The 13,072-nt window shown below is 53.6% G+C and carries 13 protein-coding genes and 1 pseudogene; 7 read left to right on the top strand and 7 right to left on the bottom strand.

What is annotated here, in order from left to right:
• Window positions 1–29 precede the first annotated feature (29 nt).
• A complete protein-coding gene (locus C1N64_RS14110) occupies window positions 30–1,403 on the bottom strand; it encodes an MFS transporter (protein WP_394514897.1) in 1,374 nt (457 codons plus the stop codon).
• Window positions 1,404–1,587: 184 nt separating this feature from the next.
• Here C1N64_RS14110 and kdgR point away from each other — a divergent pair, with 184 nt between their 5' ends.
• Window positions 1,588–2,382, top strand: coding sequence for a DNA-binding transcriptional regulator KdgR (gene kdgR / locus C1N64_RS14105; protein ID WP_006119473.1), 795 nt, complete (start codon window positions 1,588–1,590; stop codon window positions 2,380–2,382).
• Between the two features lie 31 nt (window positions 2,383–2,413).
• Here kdgR and C1N64_RS14100 read toward each other — a convergent pair whose 3' ends face one another.
• Complete coding sequence (locus C1N64_RS14100; protein WP_033741931.1) at window positions 2,414–2,653, bottom strand: YobH family protein; 240 nt, start codon at window positions 2,651–2,653, stop codon at window positions 2,414–2,416.
• Between the two features lie 218 nt (window positions 2,654–2,871).
• Between C1N64_RS14100 and C1N64_RS14095 the strand changes: the two genes are divergently transcribed.
• The 5 genes and pseudogenes from C1N64_RS14095 to rlmA all read left to right on the top strand — a co-directional run bounded on the left by C1N64_RS14095 (window position 2,872) and on the right by rlmA (window position 6,006).
• Window positions 2,872–3,144 (top strand): YebO family protein, encoded by a 273-nt coding sequence (locus tag C1N64_RS14095; protein ID WP_367143947.1) that lies wholly within the window; start codon window positions 2,872–2,874, stop codon window positions 3,142–3,144.
• Window positions 3,145–3,161: 17 nt separating this feature from the next.
• Window positions 3,162–4,166, top strand: a complete 1,005-nt coding sequence (locus C1N64_RS14090; RefSeq protein WP_033741929.1) for an MBL fold metallo-hydrolase — start codon at window positions 3,162–3,164, stop codon at window positions 4,164–4,166.
• A 529-nt stretch (window positions 4,167–4,695) separates the two neighbouring features.
• Window positions 4,696–4,814, top strand: a pseudogene (locus C1N64_RS14085) (DUF2627 domain-containing protein).
• Window positions 4,815–4,850: 36 nt separating this feature from the next.
• A complete protein-coding gene (gene cspE / locus C1N64_RS14080) occupies window positions 4,851–5,060 on the top strand; it encodes a transcription antiterminator/RNA stability regulator CspE (RefSeq protein WP_001062678.1) in 210 nt (69 codons plus the stop codon).
• 136 nt (window positions 5,061–5,196) lie between these two features.
• On the top strand, window positions 5,197–6,006 hold the full coding sequence (gene rlmA, locus C1N64_RS14075) for a 23S rRNA (guanine(745)-N(1))-methyltransferase (protein ID WP_006119468.1): 810 nt from the start codon (window positions 5,197–5,199) through the stop codon (window positions 6,004–6,006).
• Here the strand turns inward: rlmA and C1N64_RS14070 are convergent.
• From C1N64_RS14070 to manX, 4 genes are all read right to left on the bottom strand, one after another.
• On the bottom strand, window positions 6,003–6,461 hold the full coding sequence (locus tag C1N64_RS14070) for a DUF986 family protein (RefSeq protein ID WP_033741922.1): 459 nt from the start codon (window positions 6,459–6,461) through the stop codon (window positions 6,003–6,005). The genes rlmA and C1N64_RS14070 overlap by 4 nt on opposite strands.
• A gap of 73 nt (window positions 6,462–6,534) precedes the next feature.
• Window positions 6,535–7,380 carry a PTS mannose transporter subunit IID gene (locus C1N64_RS14065; RefSeq protein WP_006119465.1) on the bottom strand — a complete coding sequence of 282 codons (846 nt, stop codon included), beginning with the start codon at window positions 7,378–7,380 and terminating at the stop codon, window positions 6,535–6,537.
• A gap of 15 nt (window positions 7,381–7,395) precedes the next feature.
• Complete coding sequence (locus C1N64_RS14060; RefSeq protein WP_033742216.1) at window positions 7,396–8,196, bottom strand: PTS mannose/fructose/sorbose transporter subunit IIC; 801 nt, start codon at window positions 8,194–8,196, stop codon at window positions 7,396–7,398.
• A 43-nt stretch (window positions 8,197–8,239) separates the two neighbouring features.
• Window positions 8,240–9,211 carry a PTS mannose transporter subunit IIAB gene (gene manX / locus C1N64_RS14055; RefSeq protein ID WP_039343077.1) on the bottom strand — a complete coding sequence of 324 codons (972 nt, stop codon included), beginning with the start codon at window positions 9,209–9,211 and terminating at the stop codon, window positions 8,240–8,242.
• A 501-nt stretch (window positions 9,212–9,712) separates the two neighbouring features.
• Here manX and C1N64_RS14050 point away from each other — a divergent pair.
• Window positions 9,713–11,281, top strand: a complete 1,569-nt coding sequence (locus C1N64_RS14050) for a TerC family protein (protein WP_033741917.1) — start codon at window positions 9,713–9,715, stop codon at window positions 11,279–11,281.
• A 78-nt stretch (window positions 11,282–11,359) separates the two neighbouring features.
• Here the strand turns inward: C1N64_RS14050 and C1N64_RS14045 are convergent, their stop codons facing one another.
• Window positions 11,360–12,922, bottom strand: coding sequence for an EAL domain-containing protein (locus C1N64_RS14045; protein WP_033741915.1), 1,563 nt, complete (start codon window positions 12,920–12,922; stop codon window positions 11,360–11,362).
• Window positions 12,923–13,072 lie beyond the last annotated feature (150 nt).

The raw sequence follows: 13,072 nt of genomic DNA, 5'->3' as shown, positions 1-13,072 counted from the left end.
AAAGGCGACTGAGAAGTCGCCTTTTTTTATCACTGTACGCGCGGTGTTTTTATGCGCGACAGACTGAGCAGGGCCGCTGCGGTTGAGAATCCAGCCGCCAGTAACAGCGCCGCATGGGTGCCGTCATTGCCCAGCCAGTTGAACATCAGCGCTACCAGTGCGGCACCGCTGCTCTGACCCAGTAACCGTGCCGTGCCCAGCATACCGCTGGCACCACCGCTGCGTTGACGCGGAGCGGAGGTAATAATGGTGTGGTTATTCGGGGACTGAAACAGGCCAAAGCCCGCCCCGCACAGCATCATGCGCCAGATAATGTCCATATCGTCTGGCTTCGCAGGTAAGTGAGCCAGCAGAAAAAGCCCGATGGCAAACAGGGCCAGCCCTAATCCCCCGAGTAAGCCCGCATGCACTCGTTCAATTAAACGTCCCGCGACCGGTGAGAGCAGCATGGTGGCCAGCGGCCACGGCGTAAGCAATAAACCGGTTTCGACCTCTGTACGGCCCAGCACGCTTTGCAGGTAGAAGGGCAGTGATACCATCGCCAGCATCTGCGCGCAGAAAGAGCAGACGGAGGTGCACATCGACAGGGCAAAAATAGGGATGCGCAGCAAATCAACCGGCAGCAACGGCACGGCCATCGTCAGCTGGCGTCGGATAAAAAAGTAGCCCACCACAAGCAGCGTGATAAGTTCTCCTGCGATAAGCCAGATCGATTGTCCCTGGGCAAAGCCACCCAGCGCCGAAATAAGCAGGCCGAAAAAGAGCGCATTCATTACCGCACTGGTGACATCAAACTTCTGTGTTTTGGCCCGTTGCGGGTTATCCGGCAGATAACGTAACGCCAGCCAGAGCGTGACAACGCCCAGGGGCATGTTGATCAGGAACAACCAGCGCCAGCTGGCAAATGAGAGGATGGCTGCTGCAACCGTGGGGCCGGCCGCCGTCGAGATCGCCACCAGCAGGGCGTTGATCGCGATGCCGCGGCCCAGATAACGTGGGGGATAAATGATACGAATCAGGGCGGTGTTAACGCTCATAATCGCCGCACCCCCCAGGCCCTGAAGCACCCGGCCCAGCGTAAGCAGGGGAAGGGAGGGCGAAAGGGCGCAAAACACCGACGTGATGGCAAACACCACGAGCCCTGCCTGGTACACGCGGCGGTAGCCGACGATATCGCCTAAAAAGGACAACGACAGTAGCGAGGCGACAATGGCAATCTGATAAGCATTAATCACCCAGACTGACTGGGCCGGACTGGCCTGTAGCTCACGTGAGATGGTTGGCAGCGCGACATTGGCAATCGATCCATCCAGTACCGCCATGATAAGGCCGATGGCGATCGTCAGAATAGCCCAGTAGCGCTGGGGTACTGCGAGTCCGCCGTCAGAAGAGGAAAGTGACATAGAGGCTAATATTAAAGAGTGTGAATATCATCATGCTAATCAATTGGCCGCCAAATTGCATCGTACCCACGGAAAAAATATATTTTAGAGATGTTTCAAACCCGGAAGATTGCCGGGATCGGCGCTGTCACTCTATACTGCAACTCTGTTCCAGTTTTTTTGAAACACGTATTCAGGGTGACAAATGGCCGCTGACGAAAAGGATAAACAGCCGGATGCCGTCTCTTCGGTGCAAAAAGTATTCGGGATTTTGCAGGCGTTAAGCGAAGAGCGCGATCACGGTATTACCGAGCTGGCACAACGGCTGATGATGTCCAAAAGTACGGTCTACCGATTCCTGCAAACCATGAAAGCATTAGGTTATGTCGCGCAGGAAGGGGAAAGTGAGAAATATTCGCTGACCTTGAAACTGTTTGAGGTGGGATCCAACGCGTTGCAGCATAGCGATCTTATCCGCAGCGCCGATGTACACATGCGCGAGTTATCGCGTCTGACCAAAGAGACAATCCATCTGGGCGCGCTGGATGACGACAGCGTGGTCTATGTGCATAAAATTGACTCGCTGTATAACCTGCGTATGGCCTCACGTATTGGTCACCGCAATCCACTGCACTCCACCGCACTGGGAAAAGTGTTGTTGGCCTGGCGCAGTCGGGAGGAGGTGAATGCCATTCTGGAGCGTATGACGTTCACTATTAACACCGCCAACACCTTACCGGACGCAGGCGCGTTACGCGAAGCACTGGGTCAGGTCAGGGCGCAGGGTTATGGTGAGGATAACGAAGAACAGGAAGTGGGCGTGCGCTGCATCGCCGTGCCCGTTTTTGATCGCTTTGGTGTTGCCGTCGCCGGACTGAGCCTTTCCTTTCCCACGCTGCGCTTTTCTGCCGCGAACAAGCAACAGTATGTGACGCTGTTACGTGAAGCGGGCCAACGTCTTTCGTCAGAGCTGGGCTATACCGGCAATGACGGGGGTTAAAAAAAAGCGGGCCAGTTGGCCCGCTCCTCCGTTATCCGTTGTCGACCACTTCGCTACTTTTCTTTAGCAGCGGGCAATCCGTCACGCCCACCACGCCGCTGTCTGTATGCAGATATTGCGCGGTCACCATCCCTCTGGCGGTCAGATAGTTACATTTCAGCCCCAGTCCCGCGGCATTCTTGTTGCTGCCCGCCAGCACGCCGTAACCTGTGAACAGCATAGCCAGCCAGAGGATGCCGATAACGATAATCGCCCGAATGAAGAGTTTCATTGTATCTCCTTATGATACCCACGCAGCGTTCCAGTGACTGCTGCTTAACATGATGTAGAGGATTAGCATGCCTCGCTTTCAGGCAGGATGCGATCAGAGATAACTGAAAGCGCAGAAAGCGCTATATCGCTGACGTCACCATTATCTTTTGCGGCGGCGCGGAGTAGAATAGACGGTCGTTCTTTTTTTGTGATTTCATCAGGTATCTTGAGGCAGTTATGAATGAGTTAGCCGCGAATGCGGGACCGGTAATCAGTTACGGCGTTTTTCTGCTGGCGCTGATTGTGGCATTAATGCTGTGGTTTTACGTTAATCGCGCCAGCGTTCGGGCGAACGAACAGGTTTCGTTATTGACGTCATTGTTAGAAGAGCAAAAGAAACAGAATGCACTGCTGCGGCGGATGATTGAGGCGCAGAATGGTGCAGATGAGCCGTCCCCCGAAGCGCCGTCGGAAAACGACGGACTGATTCGTTTAATCCCGGAACGTTAACCCTGCATGGAGGCCGGATGGCCTGGAAAAATCCCTGGTATGACAGCAGTAAACCCCATCACACCGCTGAGGGGTTTCGTAACCCTGAGCCCGACAGCCGCCAGCAAGGTGACCTGCAGCGCTGGCGACGTGAACGCAAAGCCCAGGGATTACCCCATCCGCCTCGTCAGGGCTATGACCAGTTTATTACGCAGTGGTGGCAACCTGCCGATCTGAACGGGGAGGATGACCGTCTCTGGTGGCTGGGCCATGCGGCGCTGCTGATGCGCATAAACCAACACTATATTCTGATTGATCCCGCGCTGTCCCGGCGGGCTTCCCCTTTGCCGTTTATCGGACCTGAACGTAAAACGCCGTCTCCGCTGGCCATTGACCAGTTACCGCGGCTGGATTACGTCCTGATATCCCATAATCATTACGATCATCTGGATAAGCCTACCATCAAACAGATTGTGCGCCGCTTTCCGGACACTATTTTTCTGGTGCCGCTGGGGCTGGCGGAGTGGTGTAAGCGTCATGGGGTCAAACAGGTGCATGAGCTTGACTGGTGGCAACAGAAAGTGTTTGCGGGAATACAGTTTGATGCGGTCCCTGCGCGCCACTGGAGCATGCGCACCGTTACTAATCGCAACCGAACCCTGTGGTGCGGTTGGGTGATCAGGACCGCTTCGCTGCGGTTTTGGTTTTCCGGTGACAGCGGCTACAGCGACAGTCTTCTGGCGATTGCGCAGCATTATGGCCCCTTTAATCTGGCCGCTTTGCCGATAGGCGCTTATGCTCCGCGCTGGTTTATGGGGGCACAACACATGGATCCCCAGCAGGCGGTGGCGTTGTGGCGCGCGATAGGTCAGCCACTGACCCTTCCCATTCACTGGGGCGTTTTCGAACTGGCGGATGAGTCACTGGATGCGCCCCCGGCTGAACTCCAGCGAGCACTCGCGCAGAGCGGCGAGGGTCAGCAAAATTTTGCGCCCTGGAAAATTGGGGCGAGCCACAGTCTGAGCGATCTCAATCCGACCTAATCCGAAATACGGGGCCCTGTGTTTGTGAAACGGCAAGGCTCCGGCGTATTCGCTTTTTATTTCTTTTACGCGCTCGGGGTAATTCAAACGTCAGCTGTCAAGAAAATGATTAGTGCGGAGGGGAAGTCTCAACTTTTGATTTTACTAATAATAATTTTTATATTTGTACGAAATAATAAAAGCTGTACAAGCTGAAGCCGTCCGGGTTTACCGTTCCCCTTATCCATTCCTTTATTTGGTGCATTATTGCCATATTAGTGCAATGTAATTTATTTATTGTCATACATCATGATAAAAGCAGGAAAAGTAGTGCGTTATCCCATCCGGGATGCAGGAAGCCTTTATTTTATCGTGAAGTTATGACGGTCGCTGGGTTTCGGTTCGCAGCATTTTGTACCATAAAGTACATTCTCTGGGAGCTACCCTGCAATTATGCAAAAACTAACGATCGACATATTAAAAATGGCTTGCCATTATTTAGCGGATATGTGATAACAATTCGTGGGTTAAACGAGGTACAGTTCTGTTTATGTATGGCATCTTCAGTAAAGAAGTTACGAGTAAAGACGTTGACGTTGAATACCGCTTCCTTGCCGAACTTTAATCAGTGCCTCATTCAGTAATGTCTCTGTTTTATCTGTAGGTTAGCCTCCGGGCAAATAAACACTTTAAGGAATTAGTAAAATGGCAAAGATTAAAGGTCAGGTTAAGTGGTTCAACGAGTCTAAAGGCTTCGGTTTTATCACTCCAGCTGACGGTAGCAAAGACGTGTTCGTACACTTCTCTGCTATTCAGGGCAACGGCTTCAAAACGCTGGCCGAAGGCCAAAACGTTGAGTTCGAAATTCAGGACGGCCAGAAAGGCCCGGCAGCTGTTAACGTTACTGCTATCTGATTTCGCCTCAGACGGGTGCCCTGCGCCCGGTCTCAGATATTAAAGCCTTGGCCTTCTGGCCGAGGCTTTTTTTACGCTTTCGCTCGGGTTCCCTGTCGAGTACACTGCTGCGCGTCGATAGATGCCGGAGCGCCATATGTCCTTGATTTGCCCACTTTGTCACTCTTCCCTGAACCTGACCGAACGCAGCTGGTGTTGCGAAAATCGCCATCAGTTCGATCAGGCGAAAGAGGGCTATGTCAATTTGCTGCCCGTTCAACATAAAGGCTCCCGCGAGCCGGGCGACAGCGCGGAGATGATGCAGGCGCGACGTGACTTTTTGCAGGCCGGTTACTATCAGCCCCTGCGGGACAAGGTGGTTGACGTGCTGAATCAGCATCTGCAGGTACCGGCCGCTCAGATCCTGGATACAGGCTGTGGGGAAGGGTACTACACCGGTGCGCTGGCGGATAACTTTGCGCCAGCGGGCAAGGTCTTTGGCCTGGACGTGGCCAAAATGGCCATTCGGCTCGCGGCGAAGCGCTATCCGCAGGTCCTGTTCTGTGTCGCCTCCAGTCAGCGTCTGCCGTTTGCGGACCATTCCCTTGATGCAGTGGTTCGCATCTATGCGCCCTGTAATGAAGCGGAGCTTAATCGCGTCATCAAACCCGGTGGATACCTGTTAACGGTTACGCCGGGCCCGCACCATCTGGCGCAGTTCAAAGCGCTGATCTATCGCGATGTTCAGCTGCACGCACCGGAAGGGAAAGTGTATCAGGGCTTTCAGCAACGTGCCCGGCATGCATTAACCTATCCGATGGCCCTTACCGGACAGGCCGCCACCACATTATTGCAGATGACGCCCTTTGCCTGGCGCGCGCGGCCAGACGTCTGGCAGACGTTAGCCGAAAGCGCGCAGTTTCACTGCGAAGCGGATTTTGTGATAACCCTGTGGCAACGCGACTAACGCGCTTCGACCAGGGTTTGATAAATCCGTTCAAGATCGTCAAGCTGCTGCACGGCGATCAGTAAGCGCCGCTGTTCAAGCTGGATGACTAAAATGCCGTCTTCAGACAGATTCATGCTCTGGATACGGGAATAGGCGATCCAGATACCCGCGAAGAACAATCCCTCCCGTTTCATGACCAGCGTAGGACGGCGGAGCCAGAACAGCCAGAAGGACAAAAAGCACAGCATCATCAAGAGCGTGGTGGTCAGCACGGGTCCCTGATGCGTGACGTTGTTCCAGAGCAGGATGACCAGTAAACCAATGAAAATCAGGCTGTCGGCTTTATGACGGCGCTGCAGCGGCACACGTAACAGCGTCGGGCCTTTACGTCGGGGCAGAATCGCCTCGTCGTAGATCGCAAACACCAGCAGAGCAGCGATGCAGAGAGCGATGATGATGTCCGTCAATGACATGGGGCTTCCTTTCGAGCTTCAGTGGATGTTACCGCCAAAAAAATCGGGAGCCTTGCTCCCGATTGCGTCAGGATTACAGCCCAAGCAGGCCGATCCAGTAGCCGAAGATACCGATAGCAAAGAAACCAACAATGATCCACAGGGCATTGACCTTACGCCGCAGCAGCCACATACAGGCAAAGGTCAACAGGAGCGGGACGATGCCGGGCATTAACTGATCCAGAATCGACTGGACGGTAGTGACTGTGGTCTTGCCGGTCTGGTCGGTAATGCGTGACACCACCAGCGGAATATTGACGTGCGTCCACTTATTGACCAGCGCGCCCATGACAAACAGCCCAAGGATAGAGGCACCCTCGGTCAGTTTTTGCAGGAAGCCACCGCCCATATCGCTGACGATATCAATCCCTTTCCGGTAACCGTAGGCGACACCGTAATAACGGGTGAGCAGGCGGGCCAGGTTAAACAGGATGAAGAACAGCAATGGACCAAGCAAACTGCCGCTCATTGCGATGCCCGCACCCAGGGCGGCAAACACCGGACGAACCGTTCCCCAGAAAATCGGGTCACCTACGCCAGCCAGCGGCCCCATCAGGCCCACTTTGATGCCGTTTATTGCACCATCATCAATTGCGGCACCATTGGCGCGCTGCTCTTCCATCGCCATGGTCACGCCCAGGACCGGGGCCGCAACATAAGGATGTGTGTTAAAGAACTCAAGGTGACGTTTTATCGCCTGCTTGCGGTCATCGTTGTTTTCAGGATAGAGACGGCGAATCACCGGCACCATAGAAAAACAGAATCCCAGCGCCTGCATACGTTCGAAGTTCCAAGAACCCTGAAACAGGTTTGAGCGTACAAAAACAGCACGGACATCGCCTGGCGTCAGTTTCTTTTCGACTTTTGTTATATCAACCATGTTGTCACCTGTTCCTTAATCGAGTTCGTTGTCAAGATCGTTAGCTGACGGCGAGGCCGCAGGCGCACCGGCGGTACGGTTATATTTCGGACTGAGCTGGATATAAAGCACGGCCATCACCACGCCAATCACCCCCAGCGCCACCAGGTTGAAACTGGTGAAAGCCGCCGTCACGAAACCGAGATAGAAGAACGGCATCAGGTAACCGGCCCGCATCATATTGATGACCATGGCGTAACCCACTACCACAATCATGCCGCCCGCAATGTTGAGTCCGTTCGTCACGACTTCAGGAATCGAACTGAGCAGAGAGTGCACCGCGTCCGTGCCAACCGAAATCGCAACGATCAACGCCGGAATGGCGATGCGCATGGCCTGAAGCAGCAGGGCGGAGACATGGATCCACGAAATGGCCGTAAGATTGCCTTTCTCTGCGGCTTTGTCCGCCGCATGCTGGAATGCCACGGTCAACGTGCGCACGATAATGGTCAGCACCTGGCCGGCGGCGGCGAGGGGAATAGCCAGCGCGATACCGGCGCCGACGCTTTGCCCGCCTGCAATGACCAGAATGGTGGAGATAATGGACGCCAGCGCCGCATCAGGGGCGACCGCCGCGCCAATGTTCATCCAGCCCAGTGCAATCATCTCCAGCGTTCCGCCGATGATGATGCCTGTCTTCATGTCCCCCAGTACGATCCCAATCAGGGTACAGGCCACCAGAGGGCGGTGAAACTGGAACTCATCCAGGATGGATCCCATACCGGCAATACAGGCGATAATAAAGATCAAAATAATTTGAAGTGTGGTTATTTCCATCATACTTCGTGTCCTCTACAGGATAGAAAAGAGTGCTGGCCCGTTAAGCGCCTACTTTGGCTATCAGATCCATCATTTTCAGTTTGGGATCACCTGAAACCTTGCGTACCTCAAGCTCAATATTGCGTTCATTGAGCTTTTGGAACGCGGCGATATCTTTCTCATCAACGGACACGGCATTGTTGACCTGCGTTTTGCCCTGCCGGAAGGCCATGCCGCCAATGTTGACGCTTTTGATATCGACGCCCTGTTCCACAACCCGCAAGACATCGGTGGGATTGGTGAACAGCAGCATGACGCGCTCACGGGCATATTTGGGGTTATTCCAGACGCGCACCATTTTATCGACGCCAACCACGTGCGCGGTCACGCCCGGCGGCGCGACCTGGGTTAAGAGTGTCTTGCGCACATTGTCGTTTGCCACCTCATCACTGACGACAATGATGCGGCTGACATTGGTCTCTTTGGTCCAGCGTGTGGCGACCTGGCCATGAATCAGGCGGTCATCAATACGGGCCAGGCAGATAATCATGTGTTCGTCAGGCGAGAGGGGTCTGACAGCGGCAGGGGTGGGAGGTGGAGTCGGTGCGGCAGCAACGGGCGCGGGTTTGACTTCAGGTTGGGCTTTCAGCGCTTTGACGCCTTCACGGCCAGTTTCAACCGCAATCGCCACCAGCTCATCGAAGGTTGGATTGTCATCCCGCGCCATCAGGGTTTCCACTAACATGGGAATATTCACCCCGGCCACGACCTCATAGCTGTCGTGATCCATGACCAGCCGACTTGCCGCATTAAAAGGACTTCCACCCCAGGTATCTACCAGAAAAAGCACCCCCTTTGAGGTATCCAGTTCGGCCAGCTTTGCCTGATATTTTTCAATCAGCGTTTCTGCATTTTCGCCCGGTACAAAATCAATCCATTTGACGTTTTCCTGTTCGCCTAAAAGCATCTCTGCCGTTTTAAGCAGCTGTTCTGCTGCCCAGCCGTGTGTACCAATGATCAGAGCAATGGTCACGTGCTACCTCCGTTCGCTTGTTGATTCCATAAGGTGAGGAACCGTTAAGAATTATCGCGTTAACAATGCTGACTTATTTATTGAGCCTGCCGGCCCGATATCCACATTGCAGGGATAACCAACTCACTACGTGCATGCCGGATTTATTTTAGTGACCGAAAAAATAAATTTTGTGATGTCGGTTGGCTATTTACAGCATAAAAGCGTGAAATTACGTTTTAATGGCGCATAAACGAAGTGATGACAGAATGTAAAAATAAGAAAATTTTTTGACCTTGTTGACCGAACTGATACATTAGCGATCTGTTAATTATTCAGGAGTAATGGGCTTCAGCCCACCCTTATGGACCGTCACCGACGTTGCTTAACCTTGTCTTTGCGCTCCTCAGCGCGTCAATTTACGCCAGACCGCGTTTTCTTTGCTTTTACACCTTGCTCACCGTCACGTCGTCAGACGCTGGTACGTTTTAGCGTAATCACATCCTTTTTCAGGAGTCACTAATGGAATTTCTGTTCGACCCCTCAATCTGGGCGGGATTGCTCACGCTCATCGTGCTCGAGATTGTGCTCGGCATTGATAACCTGGTATTCATTGCCATCCTGGCCGATAAGTTACCGCCGAAGCAGCGCGATAAAGCGCGTTTGATTGGCCTCTCGCTGGCGCTGGTTATGCGTCTGGGCCTGCTGTCGCTGATCTCCTGGATGGTCACACTGACGCGCCCGCTGTTTAGCGTAGGAGGGTTTAGTTTCGCCGGACGCGATCTTATTTTGCTGGCGGGCGGGATCTTCCTGCTCTTTAAAGCCACGATGGAACTGCATGAGCGGCTGGAAAACCGTCAGCTGGAAAACAGCGGCAACCGCAGCTATGCCAGCTTCTGGGCCGTTGTGGCACAGATCGTCATACTTGATGCGGTCTTCTCACTGGATGCGGTGATTACGGCCGTGGGGATGGTGAATAACCTGCCGGTCATGATGACGGCGGTAGTGATCGCCATGATTGTGATGTTGCTGGCCTCTAAACCGTTAACAAAATTTGTTAACGCCCATCCTACGGTCGTTGTCCTGTGTCTCAGTTTCCTGCTGATGATCGGTCTGTCGCTGGTGGCGGAAGGGTTTGGCTTCCATATTCCTAAAGGCTATCTGTATGCGGCGATTGGTTTCTCGATCCTGATCGAGCTGTTTAACCAGATTGCGCGTCGCAACTTTCTTCGCCATCAGTCGCATCGTCCTATGCGTGAGCGTACCGCTGAGGCCATTTTGCGCCTGATGGGGGGCCGCAACCGTGTACAGACGGCCCCGGCCAGCACTGAAGAGCAGGCGATAGCCGTCGCGATCCCACAGGAAGCCTTTAAGGATGAAGAGCGCTATATGATTAACGGCGTACTGACGCTGGCTTCCCGTTCAATTCGCAGCATCATGACGCCACGTGGCGATATCTCCTGGGTGGATGCCAGTCGTCCGGTAGACGAGATTCGTATCCAGTTGCTGGACACACCGCACAGCCTGTTCCCGGTCTGCCGGGGAGAACTGGACGAGATTATCGGCGTTGTCAGGGCCAAAGAGCTGCTGGTCGCACTGGATCATGGTGTGGATGTCGCCACCTTTGCGGCAAACACGCCGATTATCGTGGTGCCGGAAACGCTCGATCCGATTAACCTGCTGGGCGTACTGCGTCGTGCCAAAGGGAGCTTTGTGATCGTCACCAACGAGTTTGGTGTGGTACAGGGCCTGATTACCCCGCTGGATGTGCTGGAAGCGATAGCAGGTGAATTCCCGGATGAAGACGAAACGCCGGATATCATCATGGACGGCGACGGCTGGTTAGTGAAGGGGGGAACCGATCTCCACTCGCTCCAGCAGCTGCTTGATTTTCATGAGCTGGTGAAACCGGACGACGATCATGCGTCACTGGCAGGGTTGCTGATTGCTCAGAAAGGACAATTACCGAAGCCGGGTGACGTCATTGATATCGCGCCGCTTCACTTCCAAATTATTGAAGCGACAGAATATCGCATTGATCTGGTTCGTGTGACGCGCGATCCGCAGCATGACGAGGACGAAGAAGGTTAACCTCCCCTGAAAACGCAAAACGCAAAACGCAAAACGCATCACACTGTGATGCGTTTTTTTTTTGCCCCAGGCATAGCACTACAGGTCGCTGGTCAGTTGATGTTGCCGTAGCCACGCGGGGAAATCCTCCAGCGGCATGGGGCGGGCAAAATAGTAGCCCTGCAGGTGATCCACGCCGCGGTCACGCAGATAGTCAGCCTGCTCCGGGGTTTCCACGCCTTCCGCCACCAGGCTGATATTCAGCCGTTGCGCCAGTGAGATCACCATATCCGTTACGGTCGCGTTAATCGCATCCGTGCCGATCGAGGCGGTGAAGATTTTATCCAGCTTCAGCACGTCCGGTTGCAGGTCCTTCAGGTAAGACAGTGAACTGTGGCCTGTGCCAAAATCATCAATTGCCAGCCGTACGCCAATCTCATGCAGTTGTGAAATGACCGTTTGATCGACCACCGGCAGCGCATCACGTTCGGTAAGCTCGACGACCAGCTTTGGCACCGGATTGGCAGGCCACCAGATAGTTTGCAGATCTTCCAGAATGGCGCGGTCACGAAAATGACTGGCGGCGACGTTCACAGCAATGTGAAAATCCGGGCTGTGAGGCAGATCCGGCAACGCTTCGACGACGCGATTTAACACGAAACGGGTTAAAGGCTTAATCAGATTCTGACGCTCAGTCAGCGGAATAAACACATCGGGCGGGATCCAGCCCTGGCGCGGGTTATGCCAGCGCAGCAGGATTTCAATGCCGTCACACTGACCGTTTCGGGCATTGATGAGCGGCTGGCAGTAAACAATAAACTCTCTGGCGGTGATGCCATAGCTGATTTGCCAGCTCAGACTCATGCGGTTGGCGGTTGCCAGCCACATGACATAGCCTATTAATAAACTCAGCATTAGCGCCAGCGGCAACTGAGAAGGCAACGAGGCCAGTGCCAGACGGGATGGGGAAGGGCCGTAAAGCGTTACCGTGTAGGGATAACGCAGTGACGCTTCGTTATAGGTGACTTCATCTTCCGAAGGGACCGCCGACTCAATAAGCGGATTGCCGTATTCCAGGCTCTTGCCGTTAACGTTAAAGATGGCGCGTTCCACCCAGGGCGACTGCGGTTCCAGCAGATAACTGCTCATCAGTTCAATGTTGATGGCCTGCAGGATGCCTGAGCGGTTATCCAGCGTTGTTGGCGTCCAGAGTAATAAGACCGGCGAACCTTTAAGCAGATAGTCATCTGTAGACAGGATCATGCGCTTATCGTTAAGCGCCAGTTCAGGGTAGGTCTGACTAAAGGTGATATCCCGTGAGCCGAAAATACTGGAGCAGTACAGTAAGTCATCGTTCACCAGAAGAATCGCCCGCACGGTTTGTAAGGACGCAATCTTTTCGATTAAGGGAAAACGCGCGTCCTCACAGGGCATGCCCACTAAACCCAGCGTGTTATTGGCTGCCACATCCAGCGGAGAAAACATGCGATCAAAACGCGTAATCGCGTTATCGGCAAAGCTAATTGCACGCTGCTGAATCCGTGATTTTTCTTCGAAATAGCGCAAAGCCAGCGTTAACGTAAGAACAATAGAAGCAATCACCACAGCAATAAGCAAACGCTTACGTCTGTACTGTCCAACATATTGCTGGGCCATGAACATCAAGAATCACCTTCCCAAAACCAGAAAAATAGATATAGCTGGGTTGTTATCGGCACGGCCTGGAGCAAATTTAGGACCGGTGCGTAAAATGAAAGGCTGTGAAGAACGCGTTAAAGCGACTGTCGGGTCGCTTTAGCGTCGTTAATATTT

Source organism: Pantoea sp. SGAir0215, from assembly GCF_043543215.1.
The sequence above is the reverse complement of the archived record's forward strand: the minus strand, read 5'-3'. Positions and strand labels throughout refer to the sequence as shown.

Bases quoted from the DNA above. Each gene is read 5' to 3' on its own strand.
- cspE (WP_001062678.1), top strand. From the start codon at position 4,851: ATGGCAAAGATTAAAGGTCAGGTTAAGTGGTTCAACGAGTCTAAAGGC.
- C1N64_RS14100 (WP_033741931.1), bottom strand. From the start codon at position 2,653: ATGAAACTCTTCATTCGGGCGATTATCGTTATCGGCATCCTCTGGCTG.
- C1N64_RS14095 (WP_367143947.1), top strand. From the start codon at position 2,872: ATGAATGAGTTAGCCGCGAATGCGGGACCGGTAATCAGTTACGGCGTT.
- C1N64_RS14060 (WP_033742216.1), bottom strand. From the start codon at position 8,196: ATGGAAATAACCACACTTCAAATTATTTTGATCTTTATTATCGCCTGT.
- C1N64_RS14110 (WP_394514897.1), bottom strand. From the start codon at position 1,403: ATGTCACTTTCCTCTTCTGACGGCGGACTCGCAGTACCCCAGCGCTAC.
- rlmA (WP_006119468.1), top strand. From the start codon at position 5,197: ATGTCCTTGATTTGCCCACTTTGTCACTCTTCCCTGAACCTGACCGAA.
- C1N64_RS14050 (WP_033741917.1), top strand. From the start codon at position 9,713: ATGGAATTTCTGTTCGACCCCTCAATCTGGGCGGGATTGCTCACGCTC.
- C1N64_RS14090 (WP_033741929.1), top strand. From the start codon at position 3,162: ATGGCCTGGAAAAATCCCTGGTATGACAGCAGTAAACCCCATCACACC.
- C1N64_RS14070 (WP_033741922.1), bottom strand. From the start codon at position 6,461: ATGTCATTGACGGACATCATCATCGCTCTCTGCATCGCTGCTCTGCTG.
- kdgR (WP_006119473.1), top strand. From the start codon at position 1,588: ATGGCCGCTGACGAAAAGGATAAACAGCCGGATGCCGTCTCTTCGGTG.
- C1N64_RS14045 (WP_033741915.1), bottom strand. From the start codon at position 12,922: ATGTTCATGGCCCAGCAATATGTTGGACAGTACAGACGTAAGCGTTTG.
- C1N64_RS14065 (WP_006119465.1), bottom strand. From the start codon at position 7,380: ATGGTTGATATAACAAAAGTCGAAAAGAAACTGACGCCAGGCGATGTC.